The 20,347-nt window shown below is 48.7% G+C and carries 19 protein-coding genes; 4 read left to right on the forward strand and 15 right to left on the reverse strand.

The window, feature by feature from the left end; genetic code table 11:
- Positions 1-39 precede the first annotated feature (39 nt).
- On the forward strand, positions 40-780 hold the full coding sequence (locus ACKTSG_RS05160) for a YebC/PmpR family DNA-binding transcriptional regulator (protein ID WP_407892615.1): 741 nt from the start codon (positions 40-42) through the stop codon (positions 778-780).
- A 105-nt stretch (positions 781-885) separates the two neighbouring features.
- Here the strand turns inward: ACKTSG_RS05160 and glmM are convergent, their stop codons facing one another.
- From glmM to cdaA, 3 genes are read right to left on the reverse strand one after another with little or no spacing between them, the layout of a single operon-like run.
- Positions 886-2,235, reverse strand: a complete 1,350-nt coding sequence (gene glmM / locus ACKTSG_RS05165) for a phosphoglucosamine mutase (RefSeq protein ID WP_407892617.1) — start codon at positions 2,233-2,235, stop codon at positions 886-888.
- A 22-nt stretch (positions 2,236-2,257) separates the two neighbouring features.
- The gene (locus ACKTSG_RS05170) at positions 2,258-3,334 is read right to left on the reverse strand and encodes a CdaR family protein (protein WP_407892650.1); all 1,077 of its coding nucleotides are present in this window, start codon (positions 3,332-3,334) and stop codon (positions 2,258-2,260) included.
- A 5-nt stretch (positions 3,335-3,339) separates the two neighbouring features.
- Positions 3,340-4,188 (reverse strand): diadenylate cyclase CdaA, encoded by an 849-nt coding sequence (gene cdaA / locus ACKTSG_RS05175; protein WP_407892619.1) that lies wholly within the window; start codon positions 4,186-4,188, stop codon positions 3,340-3,342.
- A gap of 331 nt (positions 4,189-4,519) precedes the next feature.
- Between cdaA and ACKTSG_RS05180 the strand changes: the two genes are divergently transcribed.
- Entirely contained in the window at positions 4,520-5,941 is a 1,422-nt protein-coding gene (locus ACKTSG_RS05180; protein WP_407892622.1) for an aldehyde dehydrogenase family protein, read from the forward strand.
- A 118-nt stretch (positions 5,942-6,059) separates the two neighbouring features.
- Here the strand turns inward: ACKTSG_RS05180 and ACKTSG_RS05185 are convergent, their stop codons facing one another.
- From ACKTSG_RS05185 to ACKTSG_RS05240, 12 genes are all read right to left on the reverse strand, one after another.
- Positions 6,060-6,785 carry a gamma-glutamyl-gamma-aminobutyrate hydrolase family protein gene (locus ACKTSG_RS05185; RefSeq protein ID WP_407892624.1) on the reverse strand — a complete coding sequence of 242 codons (726 nt, stop codon included), beginning with the start codon at positions 6,783-6,785 and terminating at the stop codon, positions 6,060-6,062.
- Between the two features lies 1 nt (position 6,786).
- Positions 6,787-8,409, reverse strand: a complete 1,623-nt coding sequence (locus ACKTSG_RS05190; protein WP_407892626.1) for a peptide ABC transporter substrate-binding protein — start codon at positions 8,407-8,409, stop codon at positions 6,787-6,789.
- A 167-nt stretch (positions 8,410-8,576) separates the two neighbouring features.
- On the reverse strand, positions 8,577-9,743 hold the full coding sequence (locus ACKTSG_RS05195) for an amidohydrolase (RefSeq protein ID WP_407892628.1): 1,167 nt from the start codon (positions 9,741-9,743) through the stop codon (positions 8,577-8,579).
- 134 nt (positions 9,744-9,877) lie between these two features.
- Positions 9,878-11,368 (reverse strand): glutamate--tRNA ligase, encoded by a 1,491-nt coding sequence (gene gltX, locus ACKTSG_RS05200; protein ID WP_407892630.1) that lies wholly within the window; start codon positions 11,366-11,368, stop codon positions 9,878-9,880.
- A gap of 78 nt (positions 11,369-11,446) precedes the next feature.
- Entirely contained in the window at positions 11,447-11,743 is a 297-nt protein-coding gene (locus tag ACKTSG_RS05205; RefSeq protein ID WP_407892632.1) for a hypothetical protein, read from the reverse strand.
- 225 nt (positions 11,744-11,968) lie between these two features.
- Entirely contained in the window at positions 11,969-12,202 is a 234-nt protein-coding gene (locus tag ACKTSG_RS05210; RefSeq protein WP_407892634.1) for a hypothetical protein, read from the reverse strand.
- 85 nt (positions 12,203-12,287) lie between these two features.
- Positions 12,288-13,748: an APC family permease gene (locus tag ACKTSG_RS05215; RefSeq protein ID WP_407892636.1), complete on the reverse strand. Its 1,461-nt coding sequence runs from the start codon at positions 13,746-13,748 to the stop codon at positions 12,288-12,290.
- Positions 13,749-13,927: 179 nt separating this feature from the next.
- Complete coding sequence (locus tag ACKTSG_RS05220; RefSeq protein WP_407892638.1) at positions 13,928-14,518, reverse strand: NAD(P)H-dependent oxidoreductase; 591 nt, start codon at positions 14,516-14,518, stop codon at positions 13,928-13,930.
- A 67-nt stretch (positions 14,519-14,585) separates the two neighbouring features.
- Entirely contained in the window at positions 14,586-15,131 is a 546-nt protein-coding gene (locus tag ACKTSG_RS05225; RefSeq protein WP_407892640.1) for a Crp/Fnr family transcriptional regulator, read from the reverse strand.
- A gap of 117 nt (positions 15,132-15,248) precedes the next feature.
- Positions 15,249-16,415, reverse strand: a complete 1,167-nt coding sequence (locus tag ACKTSG_RS05230) for a PIN/TRAM domain-containing protein (RefSeq protein ID WP_407892652.1) — start codon at positions 16,413-16,415, stop codon at positions 15,249-15,251.
- A 34-nt stretch (positions 16,416-16,449) separates the two neighbouring features.
- Positions 16,450-17,826 (reverse strand): DNA repair protein RadA, encoded by a 1,377-nt coding sequence (radA, locus tag ACKTSG_RS05235; RefSeq protein ID WP_407892642.1) that lies wholly within the window; start codon positions 17,824-17,826, stop codon positions 16,450-16,452.
- Between the two features lie 61 nt (positions 17,827-17,887).
- Positions 17,888-18,430, reverse strand: coding sequence for a dCTP deaminase/dUTPase family protein (locus tag ACKTSG_RS05240; RefSeq protein ID WP_407892644.1), 543 nt, complete (start codon positions 18,428-18,430; stop codon positions 17,888-17,890).
- A gap of 100 nt (positions 18,431-18,530) precedes the next feature.
- On the opposite strand from ACKTSG_RS05240, the gene ACKTSG_RS05245 reads away from it, so the two are divergent.
- Together ACKTSG_RS05245 and ACKTSG_RS05250 are read left to right on the forward strand one after the other, a co-directional pair.
- Positions 18,531-18,815, forward strand: a complete 285-nt coding sequence (locus ACKTSG_RS05245) for a GNAT family N-acetyltransferase (protein ID WP_407892646.1) — start codon at positions 18,531-18,533, stop codon at positions 18,813-18,815.
- A gap of 53 nt (positions 18,816-18,868) precedes the next feature.
- Positions 18,869-20,209 (forward strand): C1 family peptidase, encoded by a 1,341-nt coding sequence (locus ACKTSG_RS05250; RefSeq protein WP_407892648.1) that lies wholly within the window; start codon positions 18,869-18,871, stop codon positions 20,207-20,209.
- The last annotated feature ends 138 nt before the right edge of the window (positions 20,210-20,347 follow it).

Here is a 20,347-nt window from a genome sequence, read left to right on the forward strand (position 1 = left end):
TATGAGTTCCGAAACTTTAAGAAAAGAGGGTTAATAATTATGTCAGGACATTCCAAATGGCATAACATTCAGGGTCGTAAGAACGCCCAAGATGCTAAGCGCGGAAAAATTTTCCAAAAGATCTCCCGTGAACTTTTCATGGCAGCTAAGCAAGGTGGTTCCGACCCCAACAACAACCCGGCGCTTCGCTTAGTTATGGACAAAGCCCGTGCGGCTAACATGCCTAAAGACAACGTTAAGCGTGCCTTAGATAAAGCGGATGGCGGCGACGCGACCCGTTATGATGAAGTCACTTACGAAGGCTACGGCCCAGCCGGTATCGGTGTATTGGTCCACGCCTTGACTGATAACAAAAACCGGACTTCTAGCTCTGTGCGCGTGGCGATCACTCGTCACGGCGGCACCATGGCTGGCGCTGGTGCGGTTTCGTTCATGTTCGACCGCAAAGGGATGTTCGTGATCGATCGTGAAGACCTCGATATGGACGAAGATCAAATGTTTGAAGCCGTTTTGGATGCTGGCGCAGAAGATCTGAAAACCACTGAAGATGAATTCACTGTTTACACGGATCCCAAAGACTTCACCGCAGTGCGTGATGCCCTTGAAAAACAAGGCTTCAAGTTCACCACTTCTGAATTGACCATGGTGCCCCAAAACACTGTGCCGATCCCAGAAGACAAGCTGGAAACTTTCCAAAACATGATCGATGCTTTGGAAGATGATGATGACGTACAAAACGTCTACACCAGCGCAGAATGGCCAGACGAAGACGAAGCCTAATGCAAAAAAGCCGACCTACTTATGAGCAGGTCGGTTTTTTATTGCCCAGATAGCCAAAAACCGCCTTCCCGAATCTCGGAAAGGCGGTTTTTGCTGACGCTGAAACTAGTTGCCCATCACTTGTTTGACCACTTTAACGATGCTGTCAACATATTCATCAACAAGCGGTTGCGTCTTAGCTTCTGCCATGACCCGCAACAAGGCTTCAGTCCCTGAAGGGCGAACCAACACGCGCCCGTCGCCAGCCATTTTGGCTTCGACTTCATCAATGGCAGCTTGGATCTCAGGGTATTGTTTCCAGTTGTTTTTATCCGAAACTGGCACATTGACCAACTTTTGGGGATAAGTCGTTACTGGTGCAGCCAATTCAGATAAAGGCTTGCCAGTTTGAGTCATCACATGCAATAACTGGATCCCAGTGAGCATGCCGTCGCCGGTGTTATGGTAATCTGACAAGATCACATGGCCAGATTGTTCCCCACCGATATTGTAGCCATGCGCGCGCATTTCTTCAGACACATGCCGATCGCCAACCGCAGTTTGCACCGACTTCATCCCATTGGCAGCCAATGCCTTATACATCCCTAAGTTTGACATGACCGTGGTCACCACTGTATCTTGCTTCAAGCGACCTTGAGACTTCATGTAGTTGCCTAAAATAAACATGATCTTGTCGCCATCAACGATTTGACCATTTTCATCTACGGCGATGCAGCGATCGCCGTCGCCATCAAAAGCTAACCCGACTTGGGCGCCAGATTCGACGACGAATTTCGCCAATGCTTCTGGATGCGTGGAGCCGACGCCTTTGTTGATGTTGATGCCATCAGGCTTAGTGGCCATGGTTTCAAATTCTGTATCCAAATCAGCAAATAAGCGCGATACCAAACCGCTAGTAGCCCCATTGGCGGCATCTAAGCACACATGAATGCCTGCCAGATCATCCGATAAGGTTTGTTCCAAAAATTGGGTGTACTTCAATGCCCCTTCAGGATATTCAGTCACTGAGCCTAAACCTTCTGCAGATGGGCGTGGCAAGGTGTCTTTTGGCGCATCCAACAAGGCTTCGATTTCATCTTCTGTGTCGTCAGACAACTTAAAGCCGTCTGGGCCAAAGAATTTGATCCCGTTATCTTGCGCTGGGTTATGTGAAGCGGAGATCTGGATCCCAGCTGCGGCACTTTGCACGCGAATCAAGTAAGCCACTGCCGGCGTGGTGATCACCCCTAAGTTCAACACTTCAATGCCGACGGATAATAATCCGGCAGTCAAGGCACTGGCTAACATTTCACCACTGGCCCGGGTGTCGCGCGCAACTAGCACTTTCGGCGTTTTGTCTTGGTTATGTTGGGTCAGGACATACCCGCCACAACGGCCTAAACGAAATGCCATTTCTGGGGTCAACTCAGAGTTGGCCACACCACGCACACCATCGGTACCAAAATACTTCGTCATTTTAATTCTTCCTCATTTCCTATTAGTCATTTGCGCTACTGCTGTCACGAGACGCATCACTGGAACTACTGCTACTGGCGCTGCTGTTGCTACTGGATTTGGCGCTGGAAGAGCTCGCTTGGGAACTCGAGTTTTTGCTGGTGATGTCGCTGACTTCATATTGCACTTTAATGCTTTGCGGTGAAAAGTCAGTGAGCTTCGGGAACAAATTGGCCAGCGTCAAGGTTTTGGTTTGGTTGCTGGCAATGCCACTGATATTGACCGGCACATTCAGCGAATCGATCCCTTTAAGCACCGAGCTGGCGCCATAGATCGTCACGTGATCAGTCGTTGACGTCACCGTCACAGCTTTGCCGTCAGGGGCGCTGCCAGTGGGTTTCAACGTCAGCGGCACGGATTTAGATGGGATCGAGATTGGCAAGGTCACATGCACGGTTTCTGGTGATACCACCACATTAACCGTATTGCCGTCTTCATCAAGTGCTTGCAAGATCACTTCTTGGCTGACTGAAGCTTTGGTGTTGCGCTTCATCACCACATTGGCAACCACTTGATACACGCGATTGATCTCGCCTTTGGCCCCAGTGATCTCAGCCGTGTCTGCAGACAAGCGTTCTTCGCCAACGGTATAGCCTGGCGCCAGCGAATCTTTGTTGTAATGCACTTGGATCGGCATCCGGCGGGTTTTACGGTCTTGGATCTTAACAGTGATCATCGCCGGTTTGATCTTATAAGTGAGGTCTTTGTTCAACCCGCTTTCTGTCAAGCGCACTTGATGGGTCCCAACGCCAAGGTTTTGCAAGTTGGCAATGATCCGGAAGTTTTGCGTGTTGGCCGTCACTGTCACTAACGACGCCGCACCTTCAATGGTCACTTTAACTTTTTGCGGATAGCCGGTAATGAAATATTTATCGCTGTCAGCATTAAGTTGCAACGGCACTGACACTGTACGCTTCGCCGTGGCAGTGATCGAATTGCCAGTGGCGGCGTCTTGGCGGGTGTTGTTGATATTTTGTACATTGACATAAGCGAATAAGCCCACTGCCAGCAAGAATGCCAACAGCCGATAAGCCCACTTGCTTTCCCAAAAATCATTCAATCGTTTCATCGCTTTGCCCCCGACTTTCCAAACTTAGAGGCAAACCAAGCCATGATCGGACTTTGCGCTTGGTCATCATCATCAGGCACTAATTGCGCCGTTAACAACTTCAAATAATCTTCGCGCGTTAAGTCGCGGATCAAATGGTTGTTATGGGTGACTGTGACGCCACCGGTTTCTTCAGAGATCACCACGGTCAGCGCATCGGTCACTTCGCTGATCCCCACAGCCGCGCGGTGTCTGGTGCCAAGTTCTTTGGGAATGGCACTGGATTCTGACAGCGGCAAGTAGGCGGCCGCCACTGCCACGCGATTATCACGAATGATCACTGCGCCATCATGCAACGGCGTGTTCGGAATGAAAATATTGATCAACAACTCGCCGGAAATATCTGCGTCGATTGGGATCCCGGTTTCGATGTAATCTTCCAAGCCGGTATTTTGTTGAATGGTGATCAACGCCCCGATGCGGCGCTTGCTCATGTATTGGATCGCTTTGTCTAATTGCGATACCATGCGCTGTTCTTCAACGTGTTGATTGGATCTGGTCCATGGCAACACCGAACCGCGCCCTAAGTGTTCCAACCCGCGGCGGATCTCTGGTTGGAAAATGATCACCAACGCCGGTACTGACCAGGTGATGATCATATCCGTGATATAGCCCACGGTTTTAAGTTGTAAGTACCACGACACGATTTTAATGATCGCGATCACGAAGACGCCTTTAAGCAGCTGTACGGCTTTGGTCCCGCGGATCAGCATGATCAAGCGGTACAAGACATACCACACCACCAAAATATCGATGGCATTGGCGACGGTCGACCACGTCCATAAATGCGTCAGGATTGACTGCATACCACGCCCTCCTATTATTCGATTTTGTCGTTTCATGACAAAATTGATTTTACGCACTATTATACCACGAATCCACTTGGCAACCTTGAACGACCTGTCTGTATTGAAACAAAAAAACTTCTGTATCATTACCTGTTTATTGAAAACGTGGCCATTTTCAACACATTCCGTGATAATTCTCACAAAGACGGGATGACATCGGCCTTTTGCCGCTCATGAATGCCGCTTTGAATACACCCACGATTCCCTGTTTCGCGCCGTTTTCACGGTGTTTACAAAGTGCAAAACAGAGGTTACGATAGCTTCAGAAATGCAAAGAGGAGCTGTGGAAATGTCAAACAATGTTACGCAAATGAATCCCCAAGCACAAGTTGAATCCGCTGTGAACGAACTGGTTGAAAATGCCCAAGTCGCGTTTAAAGCTTATCAAAACTTCACCCAAGAACAAGTCGATGCCGTGTGTGAGGCGATGGTGTCGGCTGCATTAGCCCATGCCAAAGACTTAGCCTTCTTGGCTTGGAAAGAAACCGGCCGTGGCAATGCTGAAGACAAAGCGATCAAAAATATTTACGCTTCCCAATATATTTGGGACAGCATGAAAAATCAAAAAACAGTTGGCCTGATCGCCGAAAACAAACTCGACCATATTAAAAAATATGCCGAACCGCTTGGCGTGATCGCCGGCGTTACGCCAGTTACCAACCCGACTTCCACGGTGATCTTTAAAGCCTTGATGGCCATGAAGACCCGCAATGCGATCATTTTTGGCTTACATCCCCAAGCCCAACAATGCGGTGCCGCCACTTGCAAGATCTTGGCAGAAGCTGCAGTGCGTGCTGGCGCGCCAGCGAACTTGATCCAATACATCCACCAACCAAGCATTGAAGCTTCTAGCGCCTTGATGAATCACCAAGGCGTGGCGTTGGTCTTAGCCACTGGCGGCCCAGGCATGGTCAAAGCCGCTTATTCCACTGGCAAGCCTGCTTTAGGTGTCGGCCCTGGTAATGCGCCAGCATATATCGAAGCTAGTGCTGACGTTGAAGCAACTGTCAACGACATTACCTTATCCAAGTCGTTTGATAACTCCATGATCTGCGCGTCAGAAAACTCGATCGTGGTTGATCGCGCCATTTTCCCACAGATCAAAGCCAGCTTTGAAAAACACCACGCTTACTTTGTACCAGACGACCAAGTGGCGCAACTGGCAGATACCGTCATCGACCCCACACGTCGCACTGTGCGCGGTCCGATCGCTGGCCAATCAGCAGAACATATCGCCAAACTCGCTGGGCTCACGGTTCCTAAAGGCACGAAGTTGTTGATCGCCAAACTCGACGGCATCGGGCCTAACTACTTGTTATCTGGCGAAAAGCTATGCCCAGTCTTATCCATGTATATCGCCAATGATCACCGCTCAGGCTTTGCGCTTTGCCGTGCATTGTTGGAATACGGCGGCTTAGGGCACACCGCAGCCATTCATACCACTGATAGCCAGTTGGCAGACGAATTTGGCGAACAAATGCCTGCTTGCCGTGTATTGGTCAACACCCCAGCATCGCTTGGCGGCATCGGTGGCTTGTTCAACAAACTCGCCCCTTCATTGACGTTAGGCACTGGCTCTTATGGGAAAAACTCGATTTCACATAACTTAACTGCCATGGACTTGTTGAACATCAAAACCGTTGCTGGCGCCACTCGCCATCCGAACGAATTGATCGGCGAGTTACGCGATTTGATCCACTCTCGTCAGTAACTTCCACGTCATTTGATAAAATTTTGCCGAATTTTAGCAGGCCATCATCCAGATGGTCTGTTTTTTTGCGCCATACAAAAAAGCAGTTTCATGCGTTGGGCACAAAACTGCTTTCACGTTATCCTTCAGCCAACGCCACCAAATGCTCAAATGGTGCCAGCTGAGCTTGATCGTTGGCGTATAACATTTCCGGATGCCACTGGACCCCAAAGATCCGATGGCGAGCGTCATTGGATTGCACCGCTTCGATCACCTCATCATGGGCTTGTGCGATGACTGTCAAGTCAGCGGCCACGTCTTTTAGCGCTTGGGTGTGAAGCGAATTGACCAAATGCGTGGTACCCAAGGCTTTGGCCAAATAAGTGCCTGCGGTGAGCTCAACATAATGTGACCCTTGCGTATCAGGTGTTGGCACTTGCATGTGCTTGATTACTGGCTGCTGGCGGTAGCGCAAGTCTTGCCAAAGCGTGCCGCCTAAGCCAACGTTGAGCATTTGCATCCCCCGGCACACCCCTAAGATCGGCTTGTCAGAAGCGCGCACCGCTTGGATCAGATCCAATTCAAACTCATCGCGGCGCAGCGATGTTTGCCCCATCAACGGTTGCGGCTCTTCTCCGTATAAAAACGGCGACGCGCCTTGTCCGCCAGTTAATAAGAAGCCATCGAATTGGTCGACATAGCGATTAGCGGCTTCTTTGGCCACTAGGGGCAAGATCACCGGCGTACCGCCTGCGGCATAAACTGCATCAACGTAAAACTGGGGGACATACGTGGCCGGATGATTGTGAAACACTTTTTCTGCAAAATCATATTGATTGGCAATGATGGCGATCAATGGTTTCATCTTACTTCACCTCAATATATTGATAGTTGACTGTGGAACCAAACGGAATGATGGCCAAATGCGACGTTTTCGGATTTTGCACATAGCTTAACCCCACTTGATACACTGGCGCAATGGCCACGTCGGTTTTGATCAAGCGCGTTTCGGCTTGTTGCAACGCTTGATAGCGCGCTTCAGGCTGTGCCGCCAAAGCCCCGTGGATCTTGGCCAAGTCAGCATCATAGGCTTTAGAATCATAGCGCGAGAAATTCAACTGGCCACTGGATTGGAAAATATCCAAGAAGTTGATCGGATCGTCAAAATCCGGTGCCCAAGTCCCAAAGGCGATATCATAATCGCCTGAACGCTCCAAGGCGATCCGCTGAGCTAACGGAATCGACTTTAACGTGATGTGCAACCCTGGCAAATGCGACGAAATTTGGCCTTGCAAGAATTCGCCGGCATTTTTGGCGTCTTCAGTATCTGCCGTCAACAAGGTCAAATTCAACGTTGACTTGCCAAGTTCTTGTTGGGCTTTGGCCCACTCAACTTTGGCATCAGCTGGGTCAAACGTGATCAAATTGCCAGTATCTTTGCGGTAATCGACACCGGTGTTAGGATTGGTGGATAAGTTGCTGGGGATCAGGCCATCTAAGGCTTTGGAGCCGTCTTTTAAGACATTCTTGGCGAATTTGCCTTTATCAAAACTTTCTGCGATCGCCCGGCGCAAGTGGACATTGGCGGTGGCCGAACGCTTGGCGTTGATGCTTAAATACCCGATCGTTGGCGTCGTGATTTGATGGAGCGCCTTATTGTTGGTGAAGCGACTGAGGTTTTCTGACGTCAACGCCGCATAATCGATTTTGCCGGTGTTAAACAAGTTGGCGGCAGTGCTGGAGTCTTTGACCACGCGCACAGAGACTTGATCGAGTTTCACCGTTTTTTTGTTCCAGAACTGTGAATTTTTCACATAAGTCCAGGTGTCGTCTTTGGCGCTGAAGCCTTTGACTTTAAAAGGCCCATTGGCTAAGACATACGCTGAACTGGTCCCAAATTTCTTACCAGCTTTAGTAGCAAACGCGCGGTTGACAGGCATATAAGCAGTACCGGTCAACAAATCTTTCAAATAAGTCAACGGCTCAGATAACGTCAGCTGCAACTTGTAAGTGCCTAACGCTTTGGCACCAAGGCTTGATAGCGGCTTGGCGCCGGTACGCACAGCTTGGCCATTTTGCAAAAAATCCACGCGTGCTGCTTGACTGGCGCCGACTTTAGGATCGGCCAACCGCTCAAACGCATACACGAAATCCGCGGCGGTCACGGGTTTGCCGTTGGCCCATTTGGTGTGTTTCAAGGTGTAAGTGTATACCGTTTTGTTGGCGTTAGTGGTATAAGCTTTCACCACCCCTGGCACCACTTTGTTATTGGCGTCGCGCGTGTACAAGCCTTGTTGTTCGGCGTTGATCACTTCTGCAGAAACGCTGAGCGTATACTGGGCAGGATCTAACGTGTCTGGATTGGCATTGACAGTGGACTTGAAGACTTTTTGCTTGGCGGTAGTGGTGTGTTGTCCACAAGCCGCCAGCAAGACGCCTAAACTGGCAAAAACGACAGTGACGGTGGCCCATTTCATTGGATGTGACATTTGAATCCCCCCATTGGCGTAAAAGACGCGCATTCGTTAGTGGTAAAGTGAAATGATTCAGTTGCCAGTGAACGATTATGAGAAAACGATTGGCAATCGTTCACCGTATGTTGCACATTTTAATTGTATTCAAATTATCTGTCAATCTACTTTTTACAAACATCTGTTTATAATTTCAGGTACGATTGGACGATATGGACAAAATAACTGGCCATTGGGGCGATCAGTCTGTCGTCAAAATCAAAACGGCTGGTGTGCACATAAGGCTTGTTTTTCCCACCACTCATCAGCGCATAACACCCAGGCACTTGCGCAAGCATATAAGCGAAATCTTCTGAGGCCATCACTGGGTCAAATTGGGTGCGGATCTTGTCGCCAAACACTTGCTTGGCCGCTTGTTGCGCCAGCTTCACTGGGGATTTGGCATTGATCACAGCCGCAGAGATCTGAAAATGCTCACAGCGGATATCGGCGCCATAAGCTTGGCCAACGCCTTGCGCGATTTGATCGATATGGGCGATCGTGGCATCGCGCACCGCCTCATCCAGCGTGCGAATGCTTAAAAACAGTTGCGCAGAATCTGGGATCACATTATAAGTTTCTGCGGCCCCAGCCAAAAAGCTTCCTACTGTGACGACTGCTGCATCTAAAGGCGAGGTGTTACGCGCCACCACGGATTGGAGGCTTTGGATCAACGCCGAGCCGACAACGATCGGATCCACGGTGCGCTCAGGCGCAGACGCGTGGCCGCCATGCCCTTGAATGGTGATGCGCATGCGATCAGAACTGGCCATCACTGCCCCTGGTTGCAAATAGATCGTGCCATCATCTAAATGCGGCCAGTTGTGAAATGCAAACAACATGTCACAAGGGAAGCGGTCAAATAAGCCATCGGCGATCATTTTCGCCGCGCCGTGCACCCCTTCTTCACCAGGTTGAAAAATCACATTCACGGTGCCATCAAATTCACCATATTCCGCCAGATACCGCGCTGTGGCCAGCATCGTGGCAATGTGGCCGTCATGGCCGCACGCGTGCATCAAGCCAGCCACTTGACTTTGATACGCCAGTCCCGTGGCTTCGGTGATCGGCAAGGCATCCATATCTGCGCGCAAGCCAATGGTTTTGGCAGAATGGCCGCGGCGCAATTGACCGACGACGCCATAGCCGCCGACATGCTCGCTGACAGCAAAGCCATAGTCGCGCAGTTTAGCCGCCACCAGCTTGGCAGTTTCGATCGTGGCCAAGCCCAGTTCCGGATGAGCATGTAACATGCGGCGCAATGCCACGAATTCAGGTTGCCAGGTGTCTAATACAGCAATATTTTGCGTCATAAGCCCCTCCTGTGTGCTTTGGATACGTCTGATTGTACCCCAAGCATGAGAAATTGGTTAATTTTACGTGTGAAAGTCTTCGCTGGCGAGATGAAAAAAAATCACCTCACAAGGAGATGATTTTTCAATGAGACTTATTTTTCGATCAAGGCTAAGACGCGATCGATGTTGGCCATGACTTTTTGACGACCCATGAGTTCCATGGTTTCAGCCAATTGCGGGCCATGCATGTGGAAGGTGGCAGCGATGCGCACCGGCATGAACAGCTTGCGACCTTTAACACCTAACGCCAAGCGAATTTGATAAACTTCTTGGTTGATGAAGTAAGCCGTGAACACATCTAAGTCTTCAAGCTTTTGCTTCAATAACTTGATGATCGGCAAGGCGTTGTCATCTTGAAGTTCTTTCATTTCATCCTCAGTCAATTCATCGCGATCTTCAAAGAAGATGCTCGACAAGTCGACCACTTGTTGGGTGTAACTCATTTGTGGGATGTACAAGCTGATCATTTGCCGCGCCCATTCAATGGTGTTGGCGTCAGGATCGGCAGGGATGCGGCCAGCTTCGATCAAGTTCTCCAACGCCAAAGCCGTCAGCTCTGAAGGTTGGGTCTCTTTGATGTACTTGTTGTTGACCCATTCGAGTTTCTTTTGGTCAAAACGTGCTGGTGACTTGCTTAAGCGGTGCTCATCAAATAATTTGATGAATTCCTTTTTGGTGAAGATCTCGTCTTCCCCTTTAGGCGACCAGCCTAACAAGGTGATGAAGTTGAACATGGCGTTTGGCAAGTAGCCTAATTCGCGATATTGTTCGATGAATTGCAGGACATTTTCATCACGCTTGGAAAGCTTTTTGCCAGTGGCGCCGTTGATGATCAAGGTCATGTGGCCAAAGACTGGCGCTTCCCAACCTAACGCATCGTAAACAGCCATTTGCTTTGGGGTGTTGGCGATATGGTCATCCCCACGCAAAACGTGAGTGATCTGCATCAAATGATCATCAACAACAACGGCAAAGTTATAAGTTGGCATCCCGTCGCGCTTTAAAATGACAAAGTCGCCGCCGATGGTATTGCCATCAATGGAAATATCACCTTTGACGATATCTTGCCACTCATACGTTTTATCTTCTGGAATATGGAAGCGAATGACCGGCGTCAATCCTTTGGCTTTGGCCGCGTCGATCTTGGCTTGCTTTTGTGCTTCAGTCAAACCTTCATATTCGTATACGTAATGAGGCATTTCGTGGTTGGCTTGTTGGGCTTCACGATCGGCTTGCAATTCTTCTTCAGTCTTGTAAGATTCGTAAGCCTTGCCTTCAGCCAGCAGTTGGTTGATGTATTTCATGTAGATGTCTTTGCGTTCAGACTGACGATACGGCCCAAAGTCGCCGCCTTTATCTGGACCTTCATCCCAATCAATCCCTAACCAGTGCAGGTTTTCGATTTGGCTTTTTTCACCATCAGCAATGTTACGTTTTTGATCGGTATCTTCAATACGAAGTACCATCGTGCCATTGTAATGACGTGCGAAAAGATAGTTGAACAGTGCCGTCCGGGCATTTCCGATATGAAGATGGCCGGTAGGACTTGGTGCATAGCGCACCCGAATTGGTCGATCTGCCAATGCATTACGCCTCCATTTTTCTTAAACAATGCGTTACTAGTGTACCACAGACACACATCACTTGCAGAAAAAATCCCCTCACTTCATGCTGGGTTTGGCCGACCACCATAATAACCCGCCACCACTTGCCAACAACGTGACCAAAGCCAATTGGCCGATCAAACCACGCAGCGTCAAAAAAACGATCGCCGCGCCTAACTCGATCAGCATCACCGCAATGCCTTGACGCAAATCGATCCCAGCTTCGCGCAATCGGCGAATCTGAAGCGTCGCACTCGGCACCAAGATCACGACCAAAACCAGTGCATAAACGATCATTGGCACTTGACGCAACCGATCCGCTCCGATCGCCAGCAACCCCACTGGACTCAACATGCTAGCAACACACCCACCAATATTCACGACGACTGGAGCGGCCTTTAACATTCACGACATTGGCGCCAAAAGCCCACAGTGCCTGAAGCCCTGACGCTTGATAAAAGCGATTATGCATTTCCTCACCCCTCAAGCGGATTATCTCAAGCCATCGGCAATAATGCAAGCGCTATCATCAATTGCCAAAAAAGTCGCTGCCTCAACGCGAGACAGCGACTGAAAAATTTATTTTTGACGCAATTGGCGGATCTGGATCACAGCATCGTAAATCGAAACTAATCCGATCAAAGCTTCGATCCACATCACCATCGAGCCTTTAAATCCATGAAGCAACGCTAACGCAGCCACGATCACCAAAATCACCACGTCTAAAGTTAAGCGACCTTTAGGGGTTTCAAACCAGCTGCGATAACGCCAATACACGATGGCAAATACCACCAATAAAATGATCCAAAACATTGCACTCACAGCTTTCATAAAAGACTATACATTTATGATAGCGGTTTTACTGGTGAAACACCAGCAACAATTGCACCGTGTCACCTTAATGCTTGAGCAAAGACTGCTGCTTTTGTTCACGCCGCGCTAAGATCGGCATGATACCACCGACGCCAAACAACACCGCCACAGACACAATGTTCATGATCAATTCATGCCACCACAAGCCAGACCATAATGCGCCTTCTTGTGGTAACACGCCTAAGCTGGCGCAGATAAAGGCAAACAAGAAGCCCCAAACGCCAACAGTGATCGCCAAGCCTTTGTTTTTAATGAAGACAAATGGGGAATCAAAGCGTTCCTCATGCAACCGCAAAGCGATAAAGCCTAAGAATAACCAGCAAGACTTATAAGGCGTCACGATCCCATTTAAGTTCAACAACCAGTTAAAAATCGAGTTGATAGAAGGTAGCGTTCCTGACAATAACAGTAAGAACAAGCAAAGTAGCGCCGTCAACGTGTACGCATGGATCGGCCGGCCAGTACGGTCGAGCTTACGCATCCAACTTGGCATGTAACGATCTGACGAATCCCCTGACAACACGCGACTGGAAGCATCCAACAACACGCCTAGTTGTGACAACATATAAATGAAGGAAACAAACGAGTAAATGTGTAACATCAACTTGCCTAAGCCTAAGCTTTCGCCTAAACGCTCAAACGCATAAAAGGCCCCGTTCATTTTTAAGTCGTTTGGCAAGTGATGGGCGTTGAAGAACACGCCTAACGCCAATGACCCAAATACCGTTAAAAATACGGTCAAGACGATCAACAAATACATTGCTTTAGGAAATTCGGATCTTGGATTGCGCAACTTGGTGACATAAGCCGCCCCAACCTCAGCCCCAGACACGGCGAACACCAACAACCCAGTCGTGGCAAAATAATGGGTGTCGAATTTGGGAATAAACGCAGACCAAGTGAACGGTTGCGTGGCAATGTGCACGCCTTGTTTCAAGCCGACTACCGTCATGATGACAAACAGCACTGTCATCACAAACATGGCGCCACCAGCTAACATGCCTAAAATTTCCAAAGATTTTTGGACTAAGTTTTGGAACAACAAGAACAAGCCGATCACCACAAACGTGAAGATCCCAAACATCACATTATTCATGTACTTGTCTAAGGTGTTGTTGCCTAAGATCGTCCAAGACAGCGACACGATCACGGAATTGGCGACATCGACAGTATAAGGCATCAAGCTGGCCCAAAACATCCAACCGGTCCAATACCCGGCCCCTTCGCCTAACGCGTGTTTGGACCAGCTGGCCAAACCGCCGCCAGCTTGATTGAACGTTGAGCCCATTTGCGCTGAGATCAACCCGTAAGGCAAGACATAAGCGACGGCCATGAACACCCATGAGAAGATCACGGACAAACCTTGGTTCTGGAACGGATAGATGACATCTTCAAAGCCAACGATGGTGGTGAACGTCAACAACGTCAACATCGGCCACTTCATATAGCTTTTGGTGTCTGGATTAAGATCTGGTTCCATTTGCATAAAAATAATTCCTCCTGAAGATGAATCGGTCAACAACGCGTGTTGACCCAATTGAATCAATGCCAATTGCCTATCATACACTTTCAGAAAACCCCTGCCAAGAAAAAATAAAAATTTTCATGTAAATTGGGTCATGGCACTAAAAAAGCCGCAAACCAAGTTGCGACTTTAGTAGATCATTATTGTTGGGCGCCAATTTTTTCAGCTTGGGCCAACCAGTTTTGGCGTTTGGCATCGCTGCTTTTTTTCACCATGTTGCAGCTTAACCACTTGACATGCTTCATGCCCATTTTCTTGAACGTGCCACGCACCAAAGCGCGTTGGATCGCATCGCCAAAGATCCAGCGATACAAGGCTTTTGGCGTGTTCATAGTGGTCATGATCGTCGTCGACTTCAGATTCGTCAACGTTGACGACATGCCGGCACCGCCTTTGGTGTAATCAAACGTTTCCCCAGGAAACACCACTTTATCGATGAACCCTTTCATCATCGCTGGCATCAATTCCCACCAAATTGGGAAAACCAAGATCAAATGATCGGCTTGTTTTAACCGTTGAATATAGTCAATGGCTTGTTCGTCTTGGGCGTGATGCTTCAAAAACCCGATCAAGTCGGCACTGTGCATCACGGGGTCGAAGTGATCGGCTTCCAAATCGATCACGTCAACGGTATGTCCTTGTTTTTCTGCCCCAGCTTTAGCCGCTTCCATTAAGGCGTGGCAGAAGCTACCATCATACGGATGAGATGTTACGATTACTGTTTTTGTCATTTTACTGACCTCCATTAGTTGATGAAGTCAGCATATCGTCTTCAGCGGCCTTCGACATTAACCTTTGTTAATCAGCCGGAAATTTTTTGACGCGATTGCGAATTCGTGATAATGACACTGGGGTGATCCCCAGATAAGTCGCCAGTTCATATTGCGGCACGCGCTTGACTAAAGCTGGATCGCTAGCCAATAAACTGCGATAGCGAGTTTCTGGGGACTGCTCGATGCGGTTTAAAAAATAACTGACGTAATCGATGAACCGATGCGAAATATGATCGGTGAACGCCGCCATGATCTCAGGATCGCTTTTCAACTGACGGCGCAACAAGTCGCCATCGATCGCCAAGGCCGTGGTTTTTTCAATGGCAGTGATGGCAAACAAACTCGGCTCCCGCAGATAAAAGCTTTCAAACGACGCCACAGCTTGGTTTTCAAAGAAAAACTGCAAGGTGATATCGCGGCCATCATCGTTATGCCACAAACGGACTGCGCCTTTTTCAATGAAAAATAAGCTTTGCGCTTGATCGCCTTCACACAACAGATCCTCACCAACATCAAAATGACGCACATGGCCCATGGCTTTGATCTGGTTGATCTCATCTGTTAGGTTCATCTGTATCCCTCGATTCGCAAGTGTTTGACTTGATTATACGCGGAAAATAAAAATTCCTGACCACATCAGGAATTAAATAACAAAAAAAGGCCCGGCATACTGTCGAGTCTTCAGCGATCAACGACGCTTAGGCGTTGATTTATTGTTGCCAGTTTTAGCAGCAGGATGTTTGTCTGGGCCATCTTTCAAGGATTTCTGTTGATGAGCCGGTTTGGCAAAGACCATGCGGCCAGCTGCGGTTTGGATCGCACTGGTGACGATCACCGCTAATGGCTGATTGATGTAAAATTGCCCATCTTCAACCACTACCATGGTGCCATCTTCCAAATAAGCGACGCCTTGTTGCCGTTCAGTCCCCGCTTTGATCACTTTAACTGTCATCCCTTCGCCAGGTAAGACTTCTGGCTTTAAGGCATTGGCCAAGGCATTGATGTTGAGCACTGGGACATTTTGAAATTGGGCCACCTTGTTTAAGTTGTAGTCGTTGGTCATCACAATGCCATCTAGCATTTTGGCCAGCTTCAACAGCTTTGAGTCAACTTCGGTCATATCTTCAAAGTCGCCATCATACATTTCCACATGCAACTCTGGGTCTTCTTTCATGCGGTTCAAAATATCCAACCCCCGCCGACCACGGCCGCGCTTCAACGCGTCGGCAGAATCTGAGATCAATTGCAACTCATGCACCACAAACGTTGGCACCAACAAGGTTCCTTCGATGAAGCCGGTTTTGGCAATGGCTTCCACGCGGCCATCAATGATCACTGACGTATCCAACAGCTTATACTTGCGGAAATTATCGCCCGCTTTGCGTGCTAAGATATCGCCAGATTCGCCGGTGTCTTTAGGCTGTTTGCGAATGTTCAACAACTTGCGCCACTCATCGCGGCGCGTTGTCCCCACTCGAAACCCTAAATAACCTAAAAACAACATCAAAATGATCGGGATCAAAGCCCCAAATGGGTTGGGTAAATTATTAAAAGGAATCGAAATAATGGCAGCTAATACCAACCCGATAATGGTCCCTAAACTCCCGAACAACAGATAACTTGGGGATTGTTTCCCTAAGTATGTTTCAATTTGCTTTAACTCGCGAATGATGAAACCAGCGGAAACTTCCGCTAAGATCAAAAAGATCAATAGTCCCAACAGCGCATCGACCAGCGCATTGTTGAGCCAAGTCGAATCCCCGAGATTCAACAATTGCCACAATGCGGGTAAAAAGCCTAGGCCTAAGCCGATCCCGACTAAGCCAAACACTAAGGCGATCACGCGTTTTTTCATCATGCAAGCCTCCTTTCAAAATTTCTCATCACTATCACGCGAAAACGCGTTGTAATGCCTCTGCAATGCTTGTGACACCGATTACCTCAATCTTATCACGAGACGTCCATCCTTGCAGGTTATTCTTAGGCACAAAAATGCGTTTAAACCCAAGTTTCGCCGCTTCTTTGATCCGATCTTCGATATGGTTGACTCGCCGCACTTCACCCGTCAACCCAATTTCACCGACAAAGCAATCCGTTGGCAAAATTTCTTTGTCGCGATAAGAGCTGGCCAACGCCATCGCCACTGCCAAGTCGATCGCCGGTTCATCCAGCCGCACACCGCCAGTGGCTTTCAAATAGGCATCTTGATTTTGCAGCATCAAGTTGGCGCGTTTTTCCAGTACCGCAATGATCAACGACACTTTATTGTGGTCGATCCCAGAACTGGTGCGCTTGGCATTGCCATATTGCGTCGGCGTCATCAAAGCTTGGATCTCCACTAAAATCGGCCGCGTGCCTTCAATAGACACCACCACAGCCGAGCCAGTCGCGCCGGCTAAGCGTTCGTCCAAAAACAATTCACTGGGGTTGGCCACTTCTTTAAGCCCATCTTGGTGCATTTCAAAAATGCCGATTTCATTAGTCGACCCAAAACGGTTTTTTACTGAGCGCAACATCCGATACGTGTGGTGCATATCGCCTTCAAAATACAACACCGTATCCACCATGTGTTCCAAGATCTTCGGCCCCGCGATGGCGCCTTCTTTGGTCACATGGCCGACGATGAAAATCGTGATGGTGTTGGATTTGGCGATGCGCATCAATTCTGCCGTGACTTCACGGATCTGCGCCACAGACCCCACTGCCGAACTCATTGCTGGGACATTCATGGTTTGCACCGAGTCGATCACTACATAATCTGGTTGCATGTCGTCAATGGCTTGGGCGATGCTAGGCATATCGGTTTCTGGGTACAAGTACATCCCCGATTTGCCCACGCCAAGGCGGCCGGCGCGCATTTTGATTTGGCTAGCCGACTCTTCGCCTGACACATACAACACTTTGCTACCTTCATGCGCCAAAGTGCCTGACACTTGCAAAAGCAGTGTTGATTTCCCGATCCCAGGATCGCCACCGATCAAAATCAAGCTGCCTGGCACGATGCCGCCACCCAACACCCGGTTGAGTTCGCCTAAGCCTGAGCCGATACGCGTTTCTTTTTGGATCTCGACTTGATCTAAGCGTTGCGGGCGGATCTGGTGGCCGTCGCTCGTGTGGCGTGGCGCCGCTTGTTTGGCGGCAGCTGGGGCGGCGACGACTTCTTCTTCAATGGTGTTCCAAGCGCCGCAATTCGGGCAGCGCCCTAAATAAGACGCAAAACTGCGTCCACAATTGCTGCAAACATAACGCGTGGTCGTTTTTGCCATGGCGCTTCCCTCCTGTTAATAGATTACGCAACTTGGGCTAAAATCTTCTTTTTCAAAATGATTACTTCACGCCAGTCGACCCGAACCCGGCAGTGCGTTGGTTGCCGTTACCTAAATCGCCATCAGCTAACAAATATGGCATGAAGATCCCTTGGCCGATGCGTTCACCTTTGGCGATCACCACATCGCGCGGTGAGGCGTTGACCATTTGAATGAAGATCTCCCCTTCATTTGACGGGTTGTTGTAATAATCAGCATCGATCACCCCGATGCCATTGGGGATCACTAACCCGCGCTTTAACGGATTGGATGAACGGTTGGCTAAGATCAACACTTCATTGGGTTGCATGTAAGCTTTGATCCCAGTCGGCACCAATAGCGGCTTTAAAATACTCGACGCGCGCTGCATGTCATCTGGTGTCAAGGGGTGCTCGTTTTTGATCAAGCGAAATAAGCGAATAAAGTCATAGCGCCAAATTGATTTCAACACAAAATCTTCCCGGGCAAAAAAGTCATACCCAGCGGCATTGGCGGTTTGCCGTTGGGGCAGTTTCAAGCCTTCATTTTGATACGCTGATACAATCTCAAATCCTCGTTGCGACATAACATCCTCCAAAATAGTTTCTACTAGGAGTATCTTACCACGCCGTCGGTTGAATTCAGGGGCCCAAGGCTTTAAAATTAAAGTAAATCGGAGGTGCATTATGGAATTTCAACATGAACCAAATCGCATTTTCAACGAAACCAATGGCAAATTGCTGGCAGAAGTCACTTTTCCTGACATTGATGCTGACTCGTATGTGATCGACAAAACCTATGTTGACGACTCACTGCGCGGTCAAGGCGTTGCCGCACAATTGATCCAAGCGGTAGTCGACCAAGCCCGCGCTGAAGGCAAAACTTTGGAGCCGTTGTGCACCTATGCGCGCCATGCTTTTGACACGCATCCAGAATATGCCGACGTCTTACGGCCCACACCTGAGGCGTAATGTGGTAATATGATCACATTGTTTTAATATTTTTCTCATTGAGGAGGCATTCTATGTCAACTGCAATTACTGCTGCAGATCTTGCATCTTATCAAAAAGCGCTTGAAGCGACACCAGGTTCCAAAGCCTTGCAAAAAGCGGTGATGAACAACGGGGTATTAAAATCCGCTGAGTCTATCGAAGCCCAAAGCAAAATGGATCAAACCTTTTCCATCGATTTATCCACCGGGGCCGTTTCCAACCAAAAACAATCCGGCCGTTGCTGGATGTTTGCGGCGTTGAACACCATGCGTCATGGCATTCAAGCCCAATTTAAGATCAAGGATTTCGAATTGTCCCAAAACTACACATTCTTTTGGGACAAGTTTGAAAAGTCCAACTACTTTTACGAAAACGTGTTGGCCACGGCTGACCAACCGTTAGATTCTCGCAAAGTGGCCTTTTTGATGACCACCCCGCAACAAGATGGTGGCCAATGGGACATGTTAACGGCATTGATCGACAAATATGGTATCATGCCAAAGTCTGCAATGCCTGAGACCTTCTCTTCCAGCGCTTCTCGCGAATTGAACTCAACGTTAAACTTGAAGCTGCGCCATGACGCGGTGGCTTTGCGTAAATTAGTCGCAGACCATGCCAGCGATGACGCCATTGCTGAAGCCAAAGGCAAAATGCTTGCTGAAGTTTATCGCATTTTAGCTTACACTTTAGGCAACCCACCAACTGAATTTGACTTTGAATACCGCGATGATGACAAGGCTTATCATATCGACCGCGACTTGACGCCAAAGACGTTTTACGACAAATACATCGGCTGGGACTTGGACAATTATCAATCCATCATCAACTCCCCCACTGCTGACAAGCCTTACAATCACTTATACACCGTGGAAATGTTAGGCAACGTGGTCGGTGGCCGCCAAGTACGCCATTTGAACCTGGAGATCAACGATTTCAAGGCGTTGGCGATCAAACAGCTTGAAGCTGGCGAGTCCGTGTGGTTTGGCTCTGATGTGGGCCAATCTTCTGACCGCAAGCTCGGGATCTTAGATACTGACATTTATGACGAAGACACCTTGTTTGCCACTGACTTGCACATGTCCAAAGCCGAACGCTTGGACTATGGGGAATCATTGATGACCCACGCCATGGTCTTAACTGGTGTGGATATCGTTGACGGCAAGCCAACCAAGTGGAAGGTCGAAAACTCTTGGGGCGATAAAGTTGGCGAAAAAGGTTACTTCGTCGCTTCTGATGCTTGGTTTGACGAATTTGTTTACCAAATCGTCATCAACAAGCACTTGTTATCCACAGAATTAAACGACACCATCAAAAAAGAATACGACCAGCCAACGGTTTTGGCCCCTTGGGATCCAATAGGTGCTTTGGCCTAAAGCAAAAAAAATGGAAATTTGTCAAATGGTGTTGAAGGATAGTTTTTATCCTTTGAAGGTCTCCCCGACCGTGGGAGGCTTTTTTGTTATTTAATTGTTTAAGGAACTATGATGGATGCAGGGATAATGGTATTTTCG

Source organism: Lacticaseibacillus salsurae, from assembly GCF_045862175.1.
In the GTDB taxonomy this organism is placed as follows: domain Bacteria; phylum Bacillota; class Bacilli; order Lactobacillales; family Lactobacillaceae; genus Lacticaseibacillus; species Lacticaseibacillus salsurae.